We start from the raw sequence: 17,628 nt of genomic DNA on the forward strand, positions 1-17,628 counted from the left end.
CGTGACCTTGAGGTGAAGATGAGACCTACGCTTACACGCTTTGCCAGCCTGTTGGCCTGTGTGGCCATGCCGACACTGGCCGACACCTTCAGCATGGCCACCGGCCTGGACTATTCAAGCGGTGACTACGGCACCGGCACTACTTCGGAAATATGGTACGTCCCGGTGGTCGGCAAGTACGAAACCGGCCCCATGACTTACAAGGTCACCGTGCCCTGGTTGCGCATCACCAACCCTGAAGTTGGCCCGGATGGCGCGCCGTTGCCCGGTGGCTGCCGGGAGGTGGAAAGCGGCATGGGCGATACCGTCGCCAGCGCCGGCTACGCCTTGTTCGATGGCAGTGACGGCGGCATGCTGGTGGACCTGATCGGCAAGGTCAAATTCCCCACCGCCGATGAAGACCAATGTCTGGGCACCGGCGAAACGGACTATTCCGGCCAGGTCGATATCACCAAGGCCTTTGGCCCGGTGACAGGCTTCGCCACCCTGGGCTGGAAAAAATTCGGCGACCCGCCCGACAGCGACTTCGACGACCCGGTATTTGCCAGCCTCGGCTTCGCCATTCCTGTGGCTGTGGGCACTTCAGCAGGTGCGTCCTACGACTGGCGGCAGAAAGTGGTCTCGACCGGGTCGGAAATCCAGGAACTCACCCTGTTCATCAACCATAAGCTCAGCCAGGAGTGGAAAATCCAGCTCTACGCCGTAACCGGGTTTTCCGACGCCAGCCCTGACGCAGAGGGCGGGGTATTGCTCTATCACCGGTTCTGAGCCGTTGTTTGCGTCTTCTGCCGGGCAGCCCAATGCTGCGGTTCAACCCGGCCGATAAGAAAAACCGATACCCGCTTAAGGATTTCCCACAAGCGGGGCAGGCACCTGCGGCTTTAAAGTCACGCCCAGCGTTCGGATACCGGGCGGCCTGTGGCCTGCGCCGATGTCCCGGCCTGTCGGTATTTCTACAAAAATAAGAAGGTGCAAACATGAGTCACGAAACGGTCGATATCAAAGCCTGGATCGACAACCGTCCGGTTGCCCGCTACCAGTGGCTCATCATGAGCCTGTGCTTCTTCATTGTTCTATTCGATGGCCTTGATGTCGCGGTGATGGGCTTTATCGCGCCCTCGCTGATTCAGGACTGGGGCCTGTCGAAGGCCGCATTCGGCCCGGTCATGAGTGCGGGCATGGTCGGCCTCGCCATCGGTGCTCTTACGGCCGGTCCTTACGCTGACCGTCTGGGGCGCAAAAAGGTGCTGCTGGTAGCGGTTACCGGCTTCAGTGTGCTGAGCCTGGCCTGCGCTTTTGCGCGAAACCCCTATGAGCTCGCCGCGTTGCGGTTGCTGACCGGTGTAGCCCTGGGCGCGGCGATGCCCAACACCACCACACTGCTGTCCGAATACCTGCCAGAGCGTAACCGTTCGCTGTTCATCACTATCATGTTCACCGGCTTCAACATGGGGTCGGGGCTTGGCGGTTTCCTCGCGGCCTGGCTGATCCCGCTGCATGGCTGGCAGTCGGTGCTGCTTGCCGGGGGCATCCTGCCGCTAATACTGCTGCCGTTTCTCTGGTTGTTGCTGCCAGAGTCCGCGCGTTTTCTGGCCGTGCGCAATGCGCCTGCAGCGCAGATCGCCAAGGTGTTGAACAAGCTGGGCGGGAGCTTTACCAGTGCCACGAAATTTACCCTCGCCGAACCTCAGGCCCAGCACAAAGCGCCGGTACGCATGCTGTTCACCGAACGCTACCGGGCCGGCACTCTTGCCCTATGGCTGACCTACTTCATGGGCCTGCTGGTGATCTACCTGACCATGGGCTGGATGCCGACCTTGCTGCGCGACGGCGGTTTGTCCATCGAGCGGGCGGCTACCATCACCGGCCTGTTCCAGATTGGTGGCACGGTCGGGGCTATCGTGGTCGGCTGGATCATGGACCGGCGTAACCCCAACGGCGTCATTGCCACTTCTTATGCCTTGGGCGGTGTGTTTATCCTGCTGCTGGGCGCACTGAACCTGGAGTCGAGCCTGTTGGCGCTGGGCGTGGTTGCCGCCGGCTTCTGCATGAGCGGCGCGCAGACGGGCCTCAATGCCTTTGCTCCCGGGTACTATCCAACGGATTTCCGCGCCACTGGCGTGAGCTGGATGCTGGGCATCGGTCGCTTCGGCGCCATCTTCGGATCGCTGATCGGTGGTGCGGTGCTTAGCCTCGGTCTGGGCTTGCCGTTGCTGTTCGCCCTGCTGAGCGTACCGGCCTTCTTCGCGGCACTGGCGATCCTGGCCAACGGTGTTGCCCGCCGCCGCGGCAATCGCTCGGTGCTGGCGCACTAAATTTCTCGACTACAGGAACTCGTCATGGCACGCATCATCGGTGGCCTCGCTGTATCCCATACCCCTACCATCGGCTTTGCAGTCGATCACGACAAACAGAACGAGGCGGCCTGGGCGCCGATTTTCGAAGGGTTCGAACCGATCAAGGCCTGGTTGAAGGCGCAACAGCCGGACGTGCTGTTCTACATCTTCAATGACCATGTGACGTCGTTTTTCTTCGACCACTACGGCGCCTTCTCCCTGGGGGTCGATGAGCGTTACGAGGTTGCCGACGAAGGTGGCAACCCCCGTTCCTTGCCGGCGGTCGGTGGGCATGCAGCGTTGTCGCGGCACATCGGCCAAAGCCTGATGGCCGACGAGTTCGACATGAGCTTTTTCCGTGACAAGCCCCTTGATCACGGTTTTTTCTCGCCCATGTCGGCGCTGTTGCCGTGTGAATCCGGCTGGCCGGTGCAGATTGTGCCGCTGCAGGTGGGTGTGCTGCAGTTCCCGATTCCTACTGCGCTTCGCTGCTACAAACTGGGTCAGGCGCTGCGCCGAGCGATTGAAAGCTACCCCGAGGACTTGAAGGTGGCGATTGTTGCTACCGGCGGCGTGTCTCACCAGGTGCATGGCGAGCGTTGCGGTTTCAACAACCCGGAGTGGGATGCGCAGTTCATTGATCTGCTGGTCAACGACCCGGTACGCCTGACCGAAATGACCCATGCCGAATACGCCACCCTGGGCGGAATGGAAGGCTCGGAAGTAATCACCTGGCTGATCATGCGTGGCGCGTTGTCGTCCACGGTGAAAAACCTGCACCAGGATTATTACCTGCCATCGATGACCGGCATCGCCACCTTGCTTCTCGAAAACCAGGACCGCCAAGTGCTGGCCGAGGTCACGGCGCGTCACCTGGAGCATATGCAGCACCAGCTGGCCGGTATCGAAAAGCTGGAGGGCACCTACCCCTTCACCCTCGAGCGCAGCGCCAAGGGCTATCGCCTGAACAAGTTCCTGCACCGGATGATCGAGCCGCAGTGGCGTCAGCGTTTTCTCGACGCGCCCGAGGCGTTGTTCGAAGAAGCCGGGTTGAGCGACGAAGAGCGGGACCTGCTGCGTCGTCGTGACTGGCGCGGGCTGATCCAGTACGGCGCGATCTTCTTCGTGCTGGAGAAACTGGCCGCAGTGCTCGGCATCCCCAACCTGCAGGTGTACGCCGCCATGCGCGGGCAGAGCCTGGAGACGTTCATGAAAACCCGCAATCAGCAGGTGCTCTACTCGGTGGCGGGCAAAGCCTCGCGCTGAGTAACCCGGCGGCCTTGATCGGGTCGCCTTTCCCTTTTGCTTGACCTCACTGCGCCTGCACTGGCGGGCGCAGCGCATTCCCTTCGCCCAAAAACCGGAAAACAATAACAATGAAAATTGCCGTCAACCCTCGCATCGTCTGTTCACTGGCTGTTGTTTGCGCCCTGCCGCTGGACGGTGTTGCCGCCGGTTTCGTCGACGATGCCAGCGCCAGCCTGAACCTGCGCAACTTCTACATCAATCGTAATTTCACCAACCCGGCCTACCCGCAAAGCAAGGGCGAAGAGTGGACCCAGAGCTTCATTCTCGACGCGCGCTCCGGCTTTACCCAAGGCCCGGTAGGCTTTGGTGTCGACGTGCTGGGGCTTTACTCGATGAAGCTCGATGGTGGCAAGGGCACCGGCGGCACCCAGCTGCTGCCGATCGATGGTGATGGCCGTCCGGCAGACGATTTCGGCCGACTGGCCGTTGCCGGGAAGATGAAACTGAGCAAAACCGAATTGAAGGTCGGTGAGTGGATGCCGGTGTTGCCGATCCTGCGCTCCGACGACGGCCGTTCGTTGCCGCAAACTTTTCGCGGCGGCCAGGTGACCTCTCAGGAAATTGACGGTTTGACGCTGTATGGCGGGCAGTTTCGCCAGAACAGCCCGCGCAACGATTCCAGCATGGAAGACATGTTCATGCAGGGGAAAACCGCGTTCAGCTCCGATCGTTTCAACTTCGTTGGCGGTGAGTACAGCTTCAACGAAAAACGTACCCTGATCGGCCTGTGGAACGCCGAGCTCAAGGACATCTACCAGCAGCAGTACCTGCAACTTGTCCACAGCCAGCCGCTGGGTGCCTGGACCCTGGGCGCGAACCTTGGTTATTTCTGGGGCCGTGAAGACGGCAGTGCCCGCGCCGGTGAGTTGGACAACCGCACGTTCTCGGCGCTGCTGTCCGCGCGTTATGGCGGCAACACCTTCTATGTCGGTTTGCAGAAGCTCACCGGCGATGATGCGTGGATGCGTGTCAACGGCACCAGTGGCGGCACCCTGGCCAACGACAGCTACAACAACAGCTATGACAACGCCCGGGAAAAGTCCTGGCAACTGCGCCACGACTACAACTTCGCCGCCCTCGGTGTGCCCGGCCTGACCCTGATGAACCGTTACATCAGCGGCGACAACGTGCACACCGGTACGGTCACCGACGGCAAGGAGTGGGGGCGTGAGTCAGAGCTTGCCTACACGGTGCAAAGCGGCAGCTTCAAGAACCTGAGCCTGCGCCTGCGTAACTCCAGCATACGTCGCGACTACAGCAGCAACGAGTTCGACGAGAACCGCTTGATCGTCAGTTACCCGCTCGGCCTGTTCTGATCGCCGTCAGTCGGTTGCCTGCTCGCGGATTACCCGGCGGATCATGTCCATCAGGGCCAGGGCCACCGGTGAGTGCAGGCAGCCGTTGCGATAAGTCAGACCGATAGCTCGGGTGGTCTGTTTCAGCTCCAGCGGCAGGATGCACAGTTCGCCGGAGGCAATTTCCTGCTCCAGCTGCCGGGCCGACACGGCCGCGAGCATGTCCGAGCGCAACAACAGGCCCCGAATGATCGCCATGTCGCCGCTCTCCACCACCGGCCGGGGCGGTGCGATGCCGAAGCGGGAGAAGCACGCATCGAGCATCTGCCGCGCGGGCGAGCCGGCACGCGGCAGCACCCAGCGGGCGCTGCTGAGCTCATCGAGGCGCGCAGATTTCGCCTGCAGCGGATGATCCCGGCGGGCCAGCACCACCATGTCTTCGGTAAGCAGCGCTTCGCCGGCCAGGTCGCTGGCGTAGGCTTCGGAGCGCAACGCACCGAAGATGAAATCGACATCGCCAGCGCGAAGGTCGGTGGCGAGCAAATCAAACGGGCTTTCGTTGGTGATCACTTGAATCGCCGGGTGTTCGGCCATCATCCGCACAATGGCCTCAGGCAGCACCCGGGTACGTCCCAAGGGCAGGGCACCGACATGCACGACACCTTGCAACGCACCGCGCAGGGCCGTGATATCGCTATCGATGTGACGCAATTCGTTCAATGCCCGGCGAACCGCAAAGAGGATTTCCTGGCTGGCACGGGTGGGTTGCAGGCCGCGCGGCGTGCGCTCGAACAGTGAATGGCCGCAACCGCTTTCCATCACCTTGATGGTCGAGCTGATCGCCGGCTGGCTCAGGCCGAGCTGGTTGGCCACGGTCTGCATGTGGTGGGTTTCGCAGAGTTTGACGAACACCTGCAGGCGCCGCGCCTGGAACAGGTAAAGCGGCTCGACCGCACGCTTTTCGGCGCCACCCAGTAGCCGCGGAACGCTTTCAAGCTCAGCCAGTACACGGCGCGCGCGGGGCAGTAAGCGCTCGCCGAAATCGGTCAGGCGCATGCCATTGGCGTGGCGCTCGAACAACAGCACATCCAGCCGCGCCTCCAGCTCGCTGATCGCACGGGTGACCACCGATTGCGCGCGATAGAGGGCCACAGACGCCTTGGAAACACTGCCGTGGTCGGCTACCCGGACAAAGGCGCGCACATGCATCAGGCTGGGTAGTTCAGTGGTGTCCATGGCGCACTCGTGCGTTGCAGAGGAGGAGGTACGCTGGACTATGCCGCTGCGGCTTGCGAGTGGCAATAAAAAAAACGCATACCTCCAACACTCCAACGCATTACTCCGGGGCCCTGCTGCGATGCGATGCTGTTTCGAAACGCAGGAGGAGAATCCGCAATGAACCAATCACCGAAAACAGCGCTGGTGGTCAGCGCCCACTCCGCCGATTTTGTCTGGCGCGCCGGCGGTGCCATCGCCCTGCATGCGCAACAGGGCTACAACGTGCATATCGTCTGCCTGTCTTTCGGTGAGCGTGGCGAGTCGGCCAAGCTGTGGCGCAAAGGCTCGATGAACGAAGAAACGGTCAAGGCCGCCCGGCGCCAGGAAGCCCAGGCGGCGGCCGATATTCTCGGCGCCAGCGTCGAGTTCTTCGACATCGGCGACTACCCGATGCGCGCCGACAAAGAAACGCTGTTTCGCCTGGCGGACGTGTTCCGCCGCGTGCAGCCCGAGTTTGTCCTTAGCCACTCGTTGAAAGACCCGTACAACTACGATCACCCGCTGGCCATGCACCTCACGCAGGAAGCACGCATCATTGCCCAGGCCGAAGGCTACCGGCCGGGCGAGAAAATCGTCGGTGCGCCGCCGGTGTACAGCTTCGAACCGCATCAGCCGGAACAGTGCGAGTGGTGCCCTGACGTGCTGCTCGACATCACCTCGGTGTGGGACAAGAAGTACGCCGCAATCCAGTGCATGGCCGGTCAGGAACACCTCTGGGAGTACTACACCCGTGTCGCCCTGCAACGCGGTGTACAAGCCAAGCGCAACGTCGGCATCGCCAGCAGCCGCGACATCATCTATGGCGAGGGCTACCAGAGCATCTTCCCGCGGGTGACGGAGAACCTGGCATGAGCGGGCTGATCGGTAAAACCGGTATCGTCGTGCGCAACATTGACCGGGCCGATCAGGGTCTGGTCGATGAGCTGGGTGGTTTCGGTGTGGCGACGGTCCATGAAGCGCAAGGGCGCAAAGGGCTGCTGGCCTCCACGATTACCCCGATTCAACGTGGCACGTCGATCAGTGGCTCGGCGGTTACCGTACTGGTCGCACCGGGTGACAACTGGATGTTCCATGTTGCGGTCGAGCAGTGCCGCCCCGGCGATATCCTTGTGGTAGCGCCGAGTTCGCCGTGCACCGACGGATACTTTGGCGACTTGCTCGCCACTTCGCTCAAGGCCCATGGCGTGCGCGCCCTGGTGATCGATGCGGGGGTGCGCGATACCCACACCTTGCGAGAGATGGGGTTTGCGGTCTGGTCCCGGGCCGTCTGCGCCCAGGGCACGATCAAGGAGACCCTTGGTTCGGTCAACCTGCCGTTGGTATGCGGCGGGCAACTGGTGAACCCCGGTGATGTGGTGGTAGCCGATGACGATGGCGTGGTGATCGTGCGTCGGGCTGAAGCCGCACAGGTTGCCCAGGCCAGTCGCGCACGCGCCGAACTGGAGGTGCACAAGGCATTGCGCCTGGCTCAGGGCGAGTTGGGCCTGGATATCTACAACATGCGCCAACGGCTTGCGGAAAAGGGTTTGCGCTACGTCGACAGCCTAGAAGCGCTCGGAGACTGAACATGAGCCAGACACGCCTACCTTGCCTGTGGATGCGCGGCGGTACTTCCAAAGGCGCCTATTTCCTGGCCGATGACCTGCCCAGCACCCCCGCGCTTCGCGACCGCGTGCTGCTGGCGGTCATGGGCTCGCCGGATGCGCGGCAGATCGATGGCATCGGCGGCGGCGACTCGTTGACCAGCAAGGTGGCGATCATCACGCCGTCGACGCGTGCGCAAGCCGATGTCGATTACCTGTTCGCCCAGGTGCTGGTGGATGAGCCGCGTGTCGACTACGGGCAGAACTGCGGCAACATCCTCGCCGGTGTCGGGCCGTTCGCCATCGAGCGTGGCTTAGTCTTGCCAACGGGAGATGTCACCCCGGTGCGCATCTTCATGGAGAACACCGGGCAGATTGCGATTGCCCATGTGCCTACACCGAACGGTGCGGTCAGCTACACCGGCGACGCACGAATTGATGGCGTTCCCGGCACCGGGGCGCCGTTGACCGTCGAATTCGAGGATGTTGCCGGTTCCAGCTGCGGTGCATTGCTGCCAACGGGCAATGCGGTCGATGTGTTCGACGGGGTCGAGGTGACATGCGTCGACAACGGCATGCCGGTCGTGCTGATTCGCGCCCAGGACCTGGGAGTGCGCGGCGATGAACGCCCAGAACAGCTGGATGCCGACAGCGCGTTGAAAGCCCGGCTGGAAGCGATCCGCCTGCAGGCGGGCCCGCGCATGAACCTGGGCGACGTCCGCCTGCGCAACGTACCGAAAATGTGCCTGATAGCACCGCCCCGAGCCGGGGGGGCGCTGAGCACCCGCAGCTTTATTCCGCATCGCTGCCACACCAGCATCGGTGTGTTTGGTGCGGTCAGTGTGGCGGTGGCCTGCCTGATCGAGGGCAGTGTCGCGTCGGGCTTGGCCCAGGTTGCAGAGGGCGAAGTGAAGCAGCTTGCGGTTGAACACCCCACGGGGGAGTTCAGCGTGGCGTTGCGTGTTCAACAAGGGCAGGTGACCAACTGCGGGCTGATGAGAACCGCACGCTTGCTGATGGCCGGGGAGGTTTGTGTGCCTCTGGCGTTAGGGGCCGGCGAAGGGCGTTGATCGCCTCAGCGGCGCAGCCGGGCCTGATCGGCACAGGCCAGGAACGTCTCCACCAACTGGCTGGTACGGCGTTCGCTCAGGCAGTACAGGTAGGTCTCCGTATGCACGGGATCGCCTTCGATTCGAATCGCCCGGATGTCCTCGCCGGGCACATACTCGGCCTCCGACACCACACCCAGGCCGATGCCGCGTACCACTGCCTCGCGTAGGGCCTCGCGGCTACCGATTTCCATCAACATGCGCGGTGTTACTTCACGTTCGGCCAGCGCCTTTTCGAATGCCAACCGCGTAGTCGAACCCTGCTCGCGTTGCAGCATGCGCTGGCCCTGCAGTTCTTCGAGGCGCACGCTGTCGCGGCGCGCCAGCGGGTGATCGCGGTGAGCGAAGACGATGACCGGATGGCGCGCGTAGAGGGTGGCATGGAAGGCCGGATCGTGGTGCAGGCCGGCCAGCACACCGACATCCGTCACGTAATTTTCAAGGTCGGCCAACACCGAAGCGGAGTTACCCACACGGATCGACAGCTCGATCTGCGGGTACGCGCGCGCATAGGCATCAACCATCTCGATGACGTGGAAAGGGCCGACTGCACCCAGGCGCAACTGGCCGCGCATGAGCGTGCCGGAGTCACGCAACAATCCTTCGGCTTCGGTTTCCAGCGCGACCAGTTGCTGGGCAATGGGCAGCAATTGACGGCCGACTGCCGACAGCTCCGCTCGGCGCCCACGACGGTGGAACAATTCGAGGTTGTGTTGACGCTCCAGCGCCTGCACCTGAGTGGTGATGGTTGGCTGGCTCAGGCCGAGCGCGCGAGCCCCTGCACTGAAGCTGCCGTGGCGGGCGACGGTGAGAAAGGCACGCAGCTTGCTGTTCGACATCCATAGCATCCTTCAATAGTTTTGCGAGTAAACGCATATTGAATCGATGCCATGACCGTCACATTACAGGCCTAGCTTAAGTGGCATTCCAACCCACACCGCCGGGAATGCCATGAATACGCTCCGCAAACTGTTTTGTGTTGTCAGTGTTTCTCTGCCGTTGTTCGCCAGCACCTGCGTGCAGGCCGAAACGGCACTGAGCATCGGCTTGATTCCGTCCGAAGACTCGCAGTCGATGATCGAAAGCAGCCAGCAAGTGCTCGATCAGTTGCAGACGCAGCTTGGCATGCCGGTCAAACCCTACGTCGCCACCGACTACAACGGGGTGATCGAGGCGCTGCGCTCGAAGAAGCTGGATGTGGCGTACCTTGGTCCGTTCTCTTATGTGCTGGCCAACCAGGTGGCGGGCGTCGAGGCATTCGCCGTGGCTGAAACCAAGAAAACCGGCAAGAGCGCTTACCGCAGCCTGATCGTCACCCGCGCCGACAGCGGCATCAATACGATGGCCGACCTGAAAGGGCACACATTCGCCTTCGTCGACCCCAGCTCCGCTTCCGGTCACCTGTTTCCCAAGGCGGGTATCGAGCAGGCCGGCTATCAGCCGGACGCTTTGTTCTCCAGGGTGATTTTTTCCGGCTCGCACGACGCCAGCATCCTCGCCGTGGCCAACGGCAAAGTCGATGCTGCGGCAGTGGCCGACCGCATTCTGGCTTCTGCCGTCAACAGCGGGCAGGTCAAGCAAGAGGACTTGAAGATTGTCTGGAGTTCGCCCGACATTCCCGAGTCGCCCATGGTCTGGCGCAAAGACCTGGACCCGGCGCTCAAGCAAAAACTGGCGGCGGCCCTGGCCAACGTCAAGAACGTGCCGTGGGGTGACCAGGGCATGCTCAACGGCTTCCAGCCAACCGGTGACACCGCCTACAACGTGGTGCGCGACACCGCCAAGGTGCTCGATCTCGACCTGAGCAAAATGAAATGATCACGGTTCGTCAGCTCACCAAACACTACGGCGACAACCCGGTACTGCGGGGCATTGACCTGCAGATCGGCGCGGGCGAGTTCGTTGTGGTGCTCGGCCAGTCAGGGGCCGGCAAGTCAACGCTGTTGCGCTGCATGAATCGTCTGGCGCAGGCCGACGGTGGCGTGCTTGAAGTGGCCGGGATCGATGCCATGCAGGCACGGGACGAGCGCGCGTTGCGCCGTCAGGTGGCGATGATCTTCCAGCACCACAACGTCGTGCCGCGCCTGTCGGTGCTGAAGAATGTGCTGACCGGGCGCCTGGGCTCGGTGTCGACCCTGGCCTCGGTGCTGCAGCTGTTCAGCCGCAGCGATGTCGAGCTGGCGCGCCAGTGTCTGCAGCGGGTCGAGTTGGCGCACAAGGCCGAGGCACGCACCGATTCACTGTCTGGCGGGCAGATGCAACGGGTGGGTATTGCCCGTGCGCTGGCCCAGCAACCGAAGGTGATTCTGGCCGACGAGCCGGTGGCCAGCCTCGACCCGAAGACCGCGCGCCTGGTCATGCAGTACCTGCGCGATGCCAGCCGCGAACTGGGCATTACCGTGGTGTGCAACCTGCATCAGGTGGACTTTGCCCGAGAATTCGGCGATCGCATTGTCGGCCTGGCCCACGGCCAGATGGTTTACGACGGTGATGCCGAAGGCCTGGATGAAGCGACGCTGCAGCGCATCTACCCGGATGCGCAGTACGGCACCGAGGCGTTGCACGGTGCCAGCCAGCCATCACTTCGTTACGCCAACGGTCTGGGAGGTTGATATGCGCACTGATGATTTTCGCTGGATGGTGAGCACCCCGCGAAGCCTGGGAGGCTGGGCGGGCAGTGCGGCACTGCTGTTGGCGTTGGTTGTGCTGTTGCACTGGAGTGCCGGCGGTGCGCAACTGAGCTGGAGCGAGCTGGCCGCAGGACTGCCGCAGATCGGCGATTTCCTCAGCCGCTCCATGCCGCCTGACCTGGACATTCTGCCCAAGCTGATGGCGCCAGCACTGGAGACTGTGCAAATCGCGATCTGGGGCACGCTGCTGGGGATTCTGTTCGCCGTGCCGTTGGCATTTCTTGCCGCGCGCAACCTGAACAGTAACCGCTGGCTCTACCAGGGCACCCGCCAGGCGCTCAACGTGATTCGCAGCATCAACGAGCTGATCCTGGCGTTGATCTTCGTGTCCGCCGTTGGCCTGGGACCGTTCCCCGGGGTGTTGGCCCTGGCGGTGCACGGCATTGGCATGCTGGGCAAGTTCTTCGCCGAGAGCATCGAGGAAATCGACCAGGGGCCGATCGAAGCGCTACGCGCCACTGGCGCCAGGCCGCTACAGGTCATCGTCTTCGGTGTAGTGCCGCAGGTCATCACGGCGTGGATTGCGGTGATGCTCTACCGCTTCGAAGTCAACCTGCGCTCGGCCACGGTGCTGGGGATGGTCGGTGCTGGTGGGCTGGGGTTCGAACTGGTGAGCAGCCTCAAGCTGTTCAAATACCAGGAGACCGCTACCTGCATCGTCCTCATCACCCTGATGGTGATCGCCGCCGACCTGCTCTCCAGCCGCCTGCGCAATGCCATCCAGCAGGGTGGCCGGCACTGATTCACCCCGCCGTGCCGCCCGGCACGGCGCTTTCTGAACCCTTGATCGAGTGGAGTTGAGCGCATGTTCAAAGACCGTGCTGTGTCTGTAACTATCGGTCTGGCCGATGCTGGCCTTGAATCAATCGATTTGAGCAGGACCAGGCAGGCAGGGACTATGGCCGCACATTCCAACAACAATAAAGGTAACGCCATGTCTGCCCTGTATCACAACCCCGTGGCCACCCATTTTGGCGCTGGCAGCCTGAACCAGATCGTCAGCCTCACGCACGGCCAGCGCGTCGCTCTGGTGACCTTTCCCGAGGCGCGCAGCCTGGGCCTGGTCGACAAGATCCAGGCGCTGCTGGGCGAGCGTCTGGTGCATGTCATCGAGGATGTCCAGCCCAACCCGGACGTTGCCCACCTGCGTGATGTCTACGAGCGTTTCTGGCGCGAGGCAGGTACGTGCGAAACCGTGCTGGCGGTCGGAGGTGGCAGCGCCATCGATACGGCCAAGGCGTTGATCGTTGGCACCGAGTCCGGGCGTTTTGATGAGCTGCTGACGCTGTTGGCGGCTGGCAAACCGTTTACGCCATCGCGTTGCAAGGCGCTGATCGCGGCGCCGACCACCGCCGGCACGGGCAGTGAAGTGACGCCCTGGGCAACCATCTGGGACGCAGCGCAACAGAAAAAATACTCGCTGCACCTGGCCTGCACCTGGCCAAAAGCGGCCATCATCGATCCGCAATTGATGCTGACCGTACCGGCCGGCGTAACCGTGTCTACCGGACTTGATGCACTGTCGCATGCACTGGAGGCGATCTGGAACGTCAACGCCAACCCGGTCTCCGACCTGTTCGCCATCTCTGCCATCGAAGACATTTTCGAGTGCCTGCCAAGATTGCACCACGACCTGTCCAACCTTGAACTGCGCTCGCGCATGGCGCTTGCCGCATTGAAGGCGGGCATGGCCTTTTCCAACACCAAAACCGCGCTGGCCCATTCCATCTCCTATGAAATGACCCTGCGCCACGGGCTGGCGCATGGCATCGCCTGTTCTTTCACCTTGCCTTATGTGCTGGGCCTGGCCTGGGGGCGTGACGCGGCACGGGACCAGACACTGCAACGCGCCTTCGGCCCGGACTTGAGTCAGGCCCAGCAACGCTTGCGCGGTTTTCTTCACAGCCTCGACGTGAAGACCGAGTTCAGTGACTACGGCGTGACCGACAGCGAGGCACAGGCGATGGTCCTTTACGCCATGCAGGGCGCACGCGGCAAGAACTTCATCGGTTCGCAAGCCGCCTGACCTCACGCTTGTCACGCGTGGTGGCCGTCAGGCCGCTTTTTTCCTGTAGCACCCAACAAGAGTGCCGTCTCTGCGCCCCGTTTGGTGGCGCGAGCGAAACAAGAAGGAAAAGATCATGAATCGTGCTCAAACCCTGCCTGGTATCGCTGTGCCTGCAACGTCCTCGTTTCGCATTGCGCAGTGGCGCATGCTGCTCGCTGCGATGTTCTGTTACCTGTTCTTTTACACCGGCCGCCAAACCTTCGGCTTCGCCATCCCCGGTATGCAGGCCGAGTTCGGCCTGACCAAGGAAACCCTCGGCTGGATCTCGGCGGCCATGCTTTGGGCCTACGCCATCGGCCAGGCCATCAACGGCAACCTGGCGGACAAGTACGGCGGCCGGAAAATCATGAGCCTGGGGGCGGTGCTGTCGTGTGCCGCCAACTGGGTCACCAGTTTTGCCAGTGGCTTTGCCAGCCTGATCCTGCCGTGGGGGATCAATGGCTACTTCCAGGCCTTGGGCTGGGCACCGGGGAGTCGCTTGATCTCCAACTGGTGGGGCGTGTCCGAGCGCGGCAAGGTGTACGGCTTCTATGTGTTTGCCGCTGGCTGCGCTTCGGTCCTGTCCTACGTCACCTCGGTGGTCGTGCTGGAGGTGCTGCACCTGGAGTGGCGCTGGATCTTCCGCCTGCCGGTCCTGCTGATGCTGGCCGGTGGCATCCTGTTCTTCTTCATCGCCCGCGAACGGCCGCAGGACCTGGGTTTTGAACCCCTCGAAGATACCGGCGTAGCCAACGCCGCAGACAAGGCCCAGGAAGTGGACGCGGGCGAAGTCGAAAGTTCGCTGCAGCGCTACAAGGCCGTGTTGAAGAACCTGCGCCTGGTCATCGCGGCCATCTCCCTCGGGTTTCAGAACGCTGCCCGTTACGGCCTGATCGTCTGGGTGCCGGTGCACTTTCTTGGCGCCGACTGGAAGAGGGGCGGCGACGGCTGGATCGACCCCAAGTGGATCACCGTGGCGCTGCCGGTGGGCATGGCGGTCGGGGCGCTGAGCAATGGCTGGGTGTCCGACAAGCTGTTCGGTTCCAAGCGCTACCTGGCGATCATGCTCTACATGGTCCTGGGCGCGGCGGTGAGCCTGTGGATGTGGAGTTTGCCGGCACACAGCACCATCGGGCTGGTGGCACTGTTTCTCTGCGGCTTCTTTGTCTACGGCCCGGCCTCCAGCTTTTGGGCGCTGTGCCCGGACCTGGTAGGTGCCAAGCGTGCAGGCACCGCCACCGGGGTGATGAACTTTGCCTCCTACCTGTTTGCCGGCCTGGCCGAACCCTTGATCGGCAGCATGCTCGACAGCACCGGCAATACTTCGCTGATTTTCGTGATGGTCGCCACCGCCTGTATATGTAGTGCAGTGGTTGCGCTGTTCGTGCGGCGCTGACCGGGCCGAATCGACTCAGACTTTCAGGGCTGGAGTTCTCCATGTATCAGTACCACAAGTGGCTTCGTTCGTTTCACGCGGTGGCCCGCACTGGCAGTTTTACCTTGGCCGCCGAGTACCTGAGTGTCGGCCAGCCCACCGTCAGTGAACAGGTGGGCGCGCTGGAGGCGCGGTTCTCTGTCGAGCTTTTCCATCGGCGCGGCAGGTACATCGAAATGAGCGCCGCCGGGCGTCAGTTGTACGCCATCACCCAGGGCCTGTTTGGTCAGGAAGACGAGGCACTGCAATTGCTGCAGAGCTTCCATCAGCGCAAAGAGGGCATGTTCAGGCTCGGGGCGGTGTCGCCGCCCATCGCCATGAGCCTGACCTACAGCCTGATGCAGCAGTACCCGGAAGTGAAGCTGGAGACATCGATCTCGTCGGAGCAGGGCACCCTGGAACGCCTGTACAACTTCGATATCGACGTGGCGATCCTGGCGCTGTCGGAGTTCGATCAGCGCTTGCACACCCGCTTGTACCGACGCTATCCGATCATCGGCGTGGTGCGTGAAGACCACCCGTGGGCCAACCAGAAGCAGGTGAAGGTCGAACAGATCCGCGGCGAGCGCGTGGTACTGCGTGAGCAGGCGTCGCGCACCCGCCAGCTGATGGAGGAGGGCTGCCGGCGCGTCGGCATCGAGCTTGACTGCGTAATGCAGCTCAACAGCCGCGAGGCCATCGTTCACGCCATCGCGCAGGGCATCGGTATCGGTTTTGTGTCGGCAGTGGAGTACGCCGAAACACCCGGCACCCGACCGGTGACCTTCGTCGACCATCCGTTCTATATCGAATACCACCTGTGTTGCCTGGCGACCCGGCAAAACCGGCCGATGATCGCCGAACTGTTCGAGAGCAGCACGGCAGCCCACCTCACCCTTACGCCGGACACCGCCAAATGCGGTCGGCTTTGCTCATCCTTGCCACTGGAGACAACCCCATGAACTACCAACAACCGAACTGCCTGCAAGCTGTGATTCTCGACTGGGCTGGCACCGTCGTCGATTTTGGCTCCTTTGCGCCTACCCAGATATTCGTCGAAGCGTTCGGCGAGTTCGGTGTCAGTGTCTCGCTGGAAGAGGCCCGTGGCCCGATGGGTATGGGCAAGTGGGATCACATCCGCACCCTGTGCAATCTGCCGGCGGTTGCCGAGCGCTACCGGGAAAAATACGGGCGCACGCCAACCGATGACGATGTGACGGCGATCTACGAACGTTTCATGCCGTTGCAAATCGAGAAGATCGGCCTGCACTCGGCGCTGATCCCCGGTGCACTGGAGGCCATTGCCACGCTCCGCGAGCAGGGCCTGAAAATCGGTACCTGCTCGGGTTACCCGGCCGTGGTCATGGCCAAGGTCGTCGAACTGGCGCGTGAAAACGGTTATGTGCCTGACCATGTGGTTGCGACCGACGAGGTACCCAACGGCCGCCCGTATCCGGCGCAGTCGCTGGCCAACGTCATCGCCTTGGGTATCAGCGACGTGGCCGCCTGTGTGAAAGTCGACGACACCTGGCCGGGTATCCTCGAAGGCCGCAGTGCAGGTATGTGGACAGTGGCGCTGACCTGTTCGGGCAATGCCCTGGGCCTGACCTTTGATGAGTACCGGAACCTGTCGCTGGAAACGCTGGCGCAGGAACGCACGCGTATCGGCCAGATGTTCGAAGGTTCGCGTCCGCACTACCTGATCGACACCATCGCCCAGCTGCCGGCGGTAATCGAAGACATCAATGCCCGCCTGGCCCGTGGCGAGATGCCGCAAAGCAGCTGAAACCTGTGATATTCGCCCGTCCGCCGTCGGCGCCGGGCGAATTTGCTGTCACCTGTGTATTGAACCTGCGGGGCAGTTGGGTCCATCCTGCGTGTCTGAATGTGCCAGATACCCGAGTAGGAACACCCCATGGAGCCCGCAAAACCCGCGCTCATCCGCGAAACCTTCCCCGTCGGCCCGCTGCAGTGCAACTGCACCATCATCGGCGACCCGATCAGCAAGAAAGCCATCGTCGTCGATCCGGGCGGCAATCATGAGCAGATCCTCGCACGCCTGGATGCTCATGGCCTGAAGGTGGTCAGCATCATTCACACCCATGCGCACCTGGACCACTTTCTGGCCTCCGGGCAGCTGAAAGAGAAAACCGGCGCGACCTTGCACCTGCACAAGGACGATCAGTTCCTCTGGGACAACCTGGAAATGCAGTGCCAGATGTTCGGCGTGCCTTACACCCCGGTGCCTTCGCCAGACCGCTGGCTGGCCGATGACGAGGAGCTGGCGTGTGGCTGCGGCGTGGCATTGCACACGCCAGGGCATACCCCGGGCTCGATGAGCTTCTGGTTTGCCGATGCCAAGATTTTGATCGCCGGCGACACGCTGTTCCGCCGCGGCATCGGCCGCACCGACCTGTGGGGCGGTGATCAAGCCACTATCGTGCGCTCGATCAAACAGCGCCTTTATAGCCTGGATGAAGATGCGACCGTCGTCACCGGTCATGGCCCCGATACCCGCCTGGGTGACGAGATGCGTCAGAACCCGTTCGTCCGTGCCTGAAATTTCAG

17 protein-coding genes are annotated in these 17,628 nt (G+C 62.3%); 15 read left to right on the top strand and 2 right to left on the bottom strand.

Translation table 11 applies throughout. The features are described from left to right. Positions 1-18 precede the first annotated feature (18 nt). From I5S59_RS05225 to I5S59_RS05240, 4 genes are all read left to right on the top strand, one after another. Positions 19-768 (top strand): hypothetical protein, encoded by a 750-nt coding sequence (locus I5S59_RS05225; RefSeq protein WP_232239595.1) that lies wholly within the window; start codon positions 19-21, stop codon positions 766-768. Positions 769-977: 209 nt separating this feature from the next. Further along, positions 978-2,315 (top strand): MFS transporter, encoded by a 1,338-nt coding sequence (locus I5S59_RS05230; RefSeq protein ID WP_197875678.1) that lies wholly within the window; start codon positions 978-980, stop codon positions 2,313-2,315. A 24-nt stretch (positions 2,316-2,339) separates the two neighbouring features. Next, positions 2,340-3,602: a gallate dioxygenase gene (locus I5S59_RS05235; protein WP_197875679.1), complete on the top strand. Its 1,263-nt coding sequence runs from the start codon at positions 2,340-2,342 to the stop codon at positions 3,600-3,602. 110 nt (positions 3,603-3,712) lie between these two features. Next, positions 3,713-4,960, top strand: a complete 1,248-nt coding sequence (locus I5S59_RS05240; RefSeq protein WP_197875680.1) for an OprD family porin — start codon at positions 3,713-3,715, stop codon at positions 4,958-4,960. Between the two features lie 6 nt (positions 4,961-4,966). Here I5S59_RS05240 and I5S59_RS05245 read toward each other — a convergent pair whose 3' ends face one another. Beyond that, positions 4,967-6,175, bottom strand: a complete 1,209-nt coding sequence (locus I5S59_RS05245; protein ID WP_197875681.1) for a LysR family transcriptional regulator — start codon at positions 6,173-6,175, stop codon at positions 4,967-4,969. Positions 6,176-6,334: 159 nt separating this feature from the next. Here I5S59_RS05245 and galB point away from each other — a divergent pair, with 159 nt between their 5' ends. The 3 genes from galB to I5S59_RS05260 are packed head-to-tail and all read left to right on the top strand — an operon-like array spanning position 6,335 to position 8,870. Continuing rightward, the gene (gene galB / locus I5S59_RS05250; RefSeq protein WP_128322740.1) at positions 6,335-7,069 is read left to right on the top strand and encodes a 4-oxalmesaconate hydratase; all 735 of its coding nucleotides are present in this window, start codon (positions 6,335-6,337) and stop codon (positions 7,067-7,069) included. Next, positions 7,066-7,782, top strand: coding sequence for a 4-carboxy-4-hydroxy-2-oxoadipate aldolase/oxaloacetate decarboxylase (locus tag I5S59_RS05255; protein WP_128322739.1), 717 nt, complete (start codon positions 7,066-7,068; stop codon positions 7,780-7,782). Before galB ends, I5S59_RS05255 begins: the two co-directional genes overlap by 4 nt. Before the next feature lie 2 nt (positions 7,783-7,784). Next, positions 7,785-8,870 carry a 4-oxalomesaconate tautomerase gene (locus tag I5S59_RS05260; RefSeq protein ID WP_197875682.1) on the top strand — a complete coding sequence of 362 codons (1,086 nt, stop codon included), beginning with the start codon at positions 7,785-7,787 and terminating at the stop codon, positions 8,868-8,870. Positions 8,871-8,875: 5 nt separating this feature from the next. Here I5S59_RS05260 and I5S59_RS05265 read toward each other — a convergent pair whose 3' ends face one another. Continuing rightward, on the bottom strand, positions 8,876-9,748 hold the full coding sequence (locus I5S59_RS05265; RefSeq protein WP_197875683.1) for a LysR substrate-binding domain-containing protein: 873 nt from the start codon (positions 9,746-9,748) through the stop codon (positions 8,876-8,878). Positions 9,749-9,860: 112 nt separating this feature from the next. On the opposite strand from I5S59_RS05265, the gene phnD reads away from it, so the two are divergent. The 8 genes from phnD to I5S59_RS05305 all read left to right on the top strand — a co-directional run bounded on the left by phnD (position 9,861) and on the right by I5S59_RS05305 (position 17,620). Then, on the top strand, positions 9,861-10,727 hold the full coding sequence (phnD, locus tag I5S59_RS05270) for a phosphonate ABC transporter substrate-binding protein (protein ID WP_197875684.1): 867 nt from the start codon (positions 9,861-9,863) through the stop codon (positions 10,725-10,727). After that, positions 10,724-11,521: a phosphonate ABC transporter ATP-binding protein gene (gene phnC, locus I5S59_RS05275; protein WP_197875685.1), complete on the top strand. Its 798-nt coding sequence runs from the start codon at positions 10,724-10,726 to the stop codon at positions 11,519-11,521. The genes phnD and phnC overlap by 4 nt, the downstream gene beginning before the upstream one ends. 1 nt (position 11,522) lies before the next feature. Further along, entirely contained in the window at positions 11,523-12,341 is an 819-nt protein-coding gene (gene phnE, locus I5S59_RS05280; RefSeq protein WP_197875686.1) for a phosphonate ABC transporter, permease protein PhnE, read from the top strand. Between the two features lie 192 nt (positions 12,342-12,533). Next, complete coding sequence (gene psrA / locus I5S59_RS05285) at positions 12,534-13,625, top strand: iron-containing alcohol dehydrogenase PsrA (protein ID WP_197875687.1); 1,092 nt, start codon at positions 12,534-12,536, stop codon at positions 13,623-13,625. 115 nt (positions 13,626-13,740) lie between these two features. Next, a complete protein-coding gene (locus I5S59_RS05290) occupies positions 13,741-15,042 on the top strand; it encodes an MFS transporter (protein ID WP_197875688.1) in 1,302 nt (433 codons plus the stop codon). 41 nt (positions 15,043-15,083) lie between these two features. Then, positions 15,084-16,022, top strand: a complete 939-nt coding sequence (locus I5S59_RS05295) for a LysR substrate-binding domain-containing protein (protein WP_197875689.1) — start codon at positions 15,084-15,086, stop codon at positions 16,020-16,022. Then, positions 16,019-16,846: a phosphonoacetaldehyde hydrolase gene (phnX, locus tag I5S59_RS05300; protein WP_197875690.1), complete on the top strand. Its 828-nt coding sequence runs from the start codon at positions 16,019-16,021 to the stop codon at positions 16,844-16,846. The genes I5S59_RS05295 and phnX overlap by 4 nt, the downstream gene beginning before the upstream one ends. 129 nt (positions 16,847-16,975) lie before the next feature. Then, positions 16,976-17,620, top strand: coding sequence for an MBL fold metallo-hydrolase (locus I5S59_RS05305; RefSeq protein ID WP_128322729.1), 645 nt, complete (start codon positions 16,976-16,978; stop codon positions 17,618-17,620). Positions 17,621-17,628: the final 8 nt, after the last annotated feature.

The sequence above is a fragment of the Pseudomonas alkylphenolica genome (assembly GCF_016009175.1).
Taxonomy (GTDB): Bacteria; Pseudomonadota; Gammaproteobacteria; order Pseudomonadales; family Pseudomonadaceae; genus Aquipseudomonas; species Aquipseudomonas alkylphenolica_B.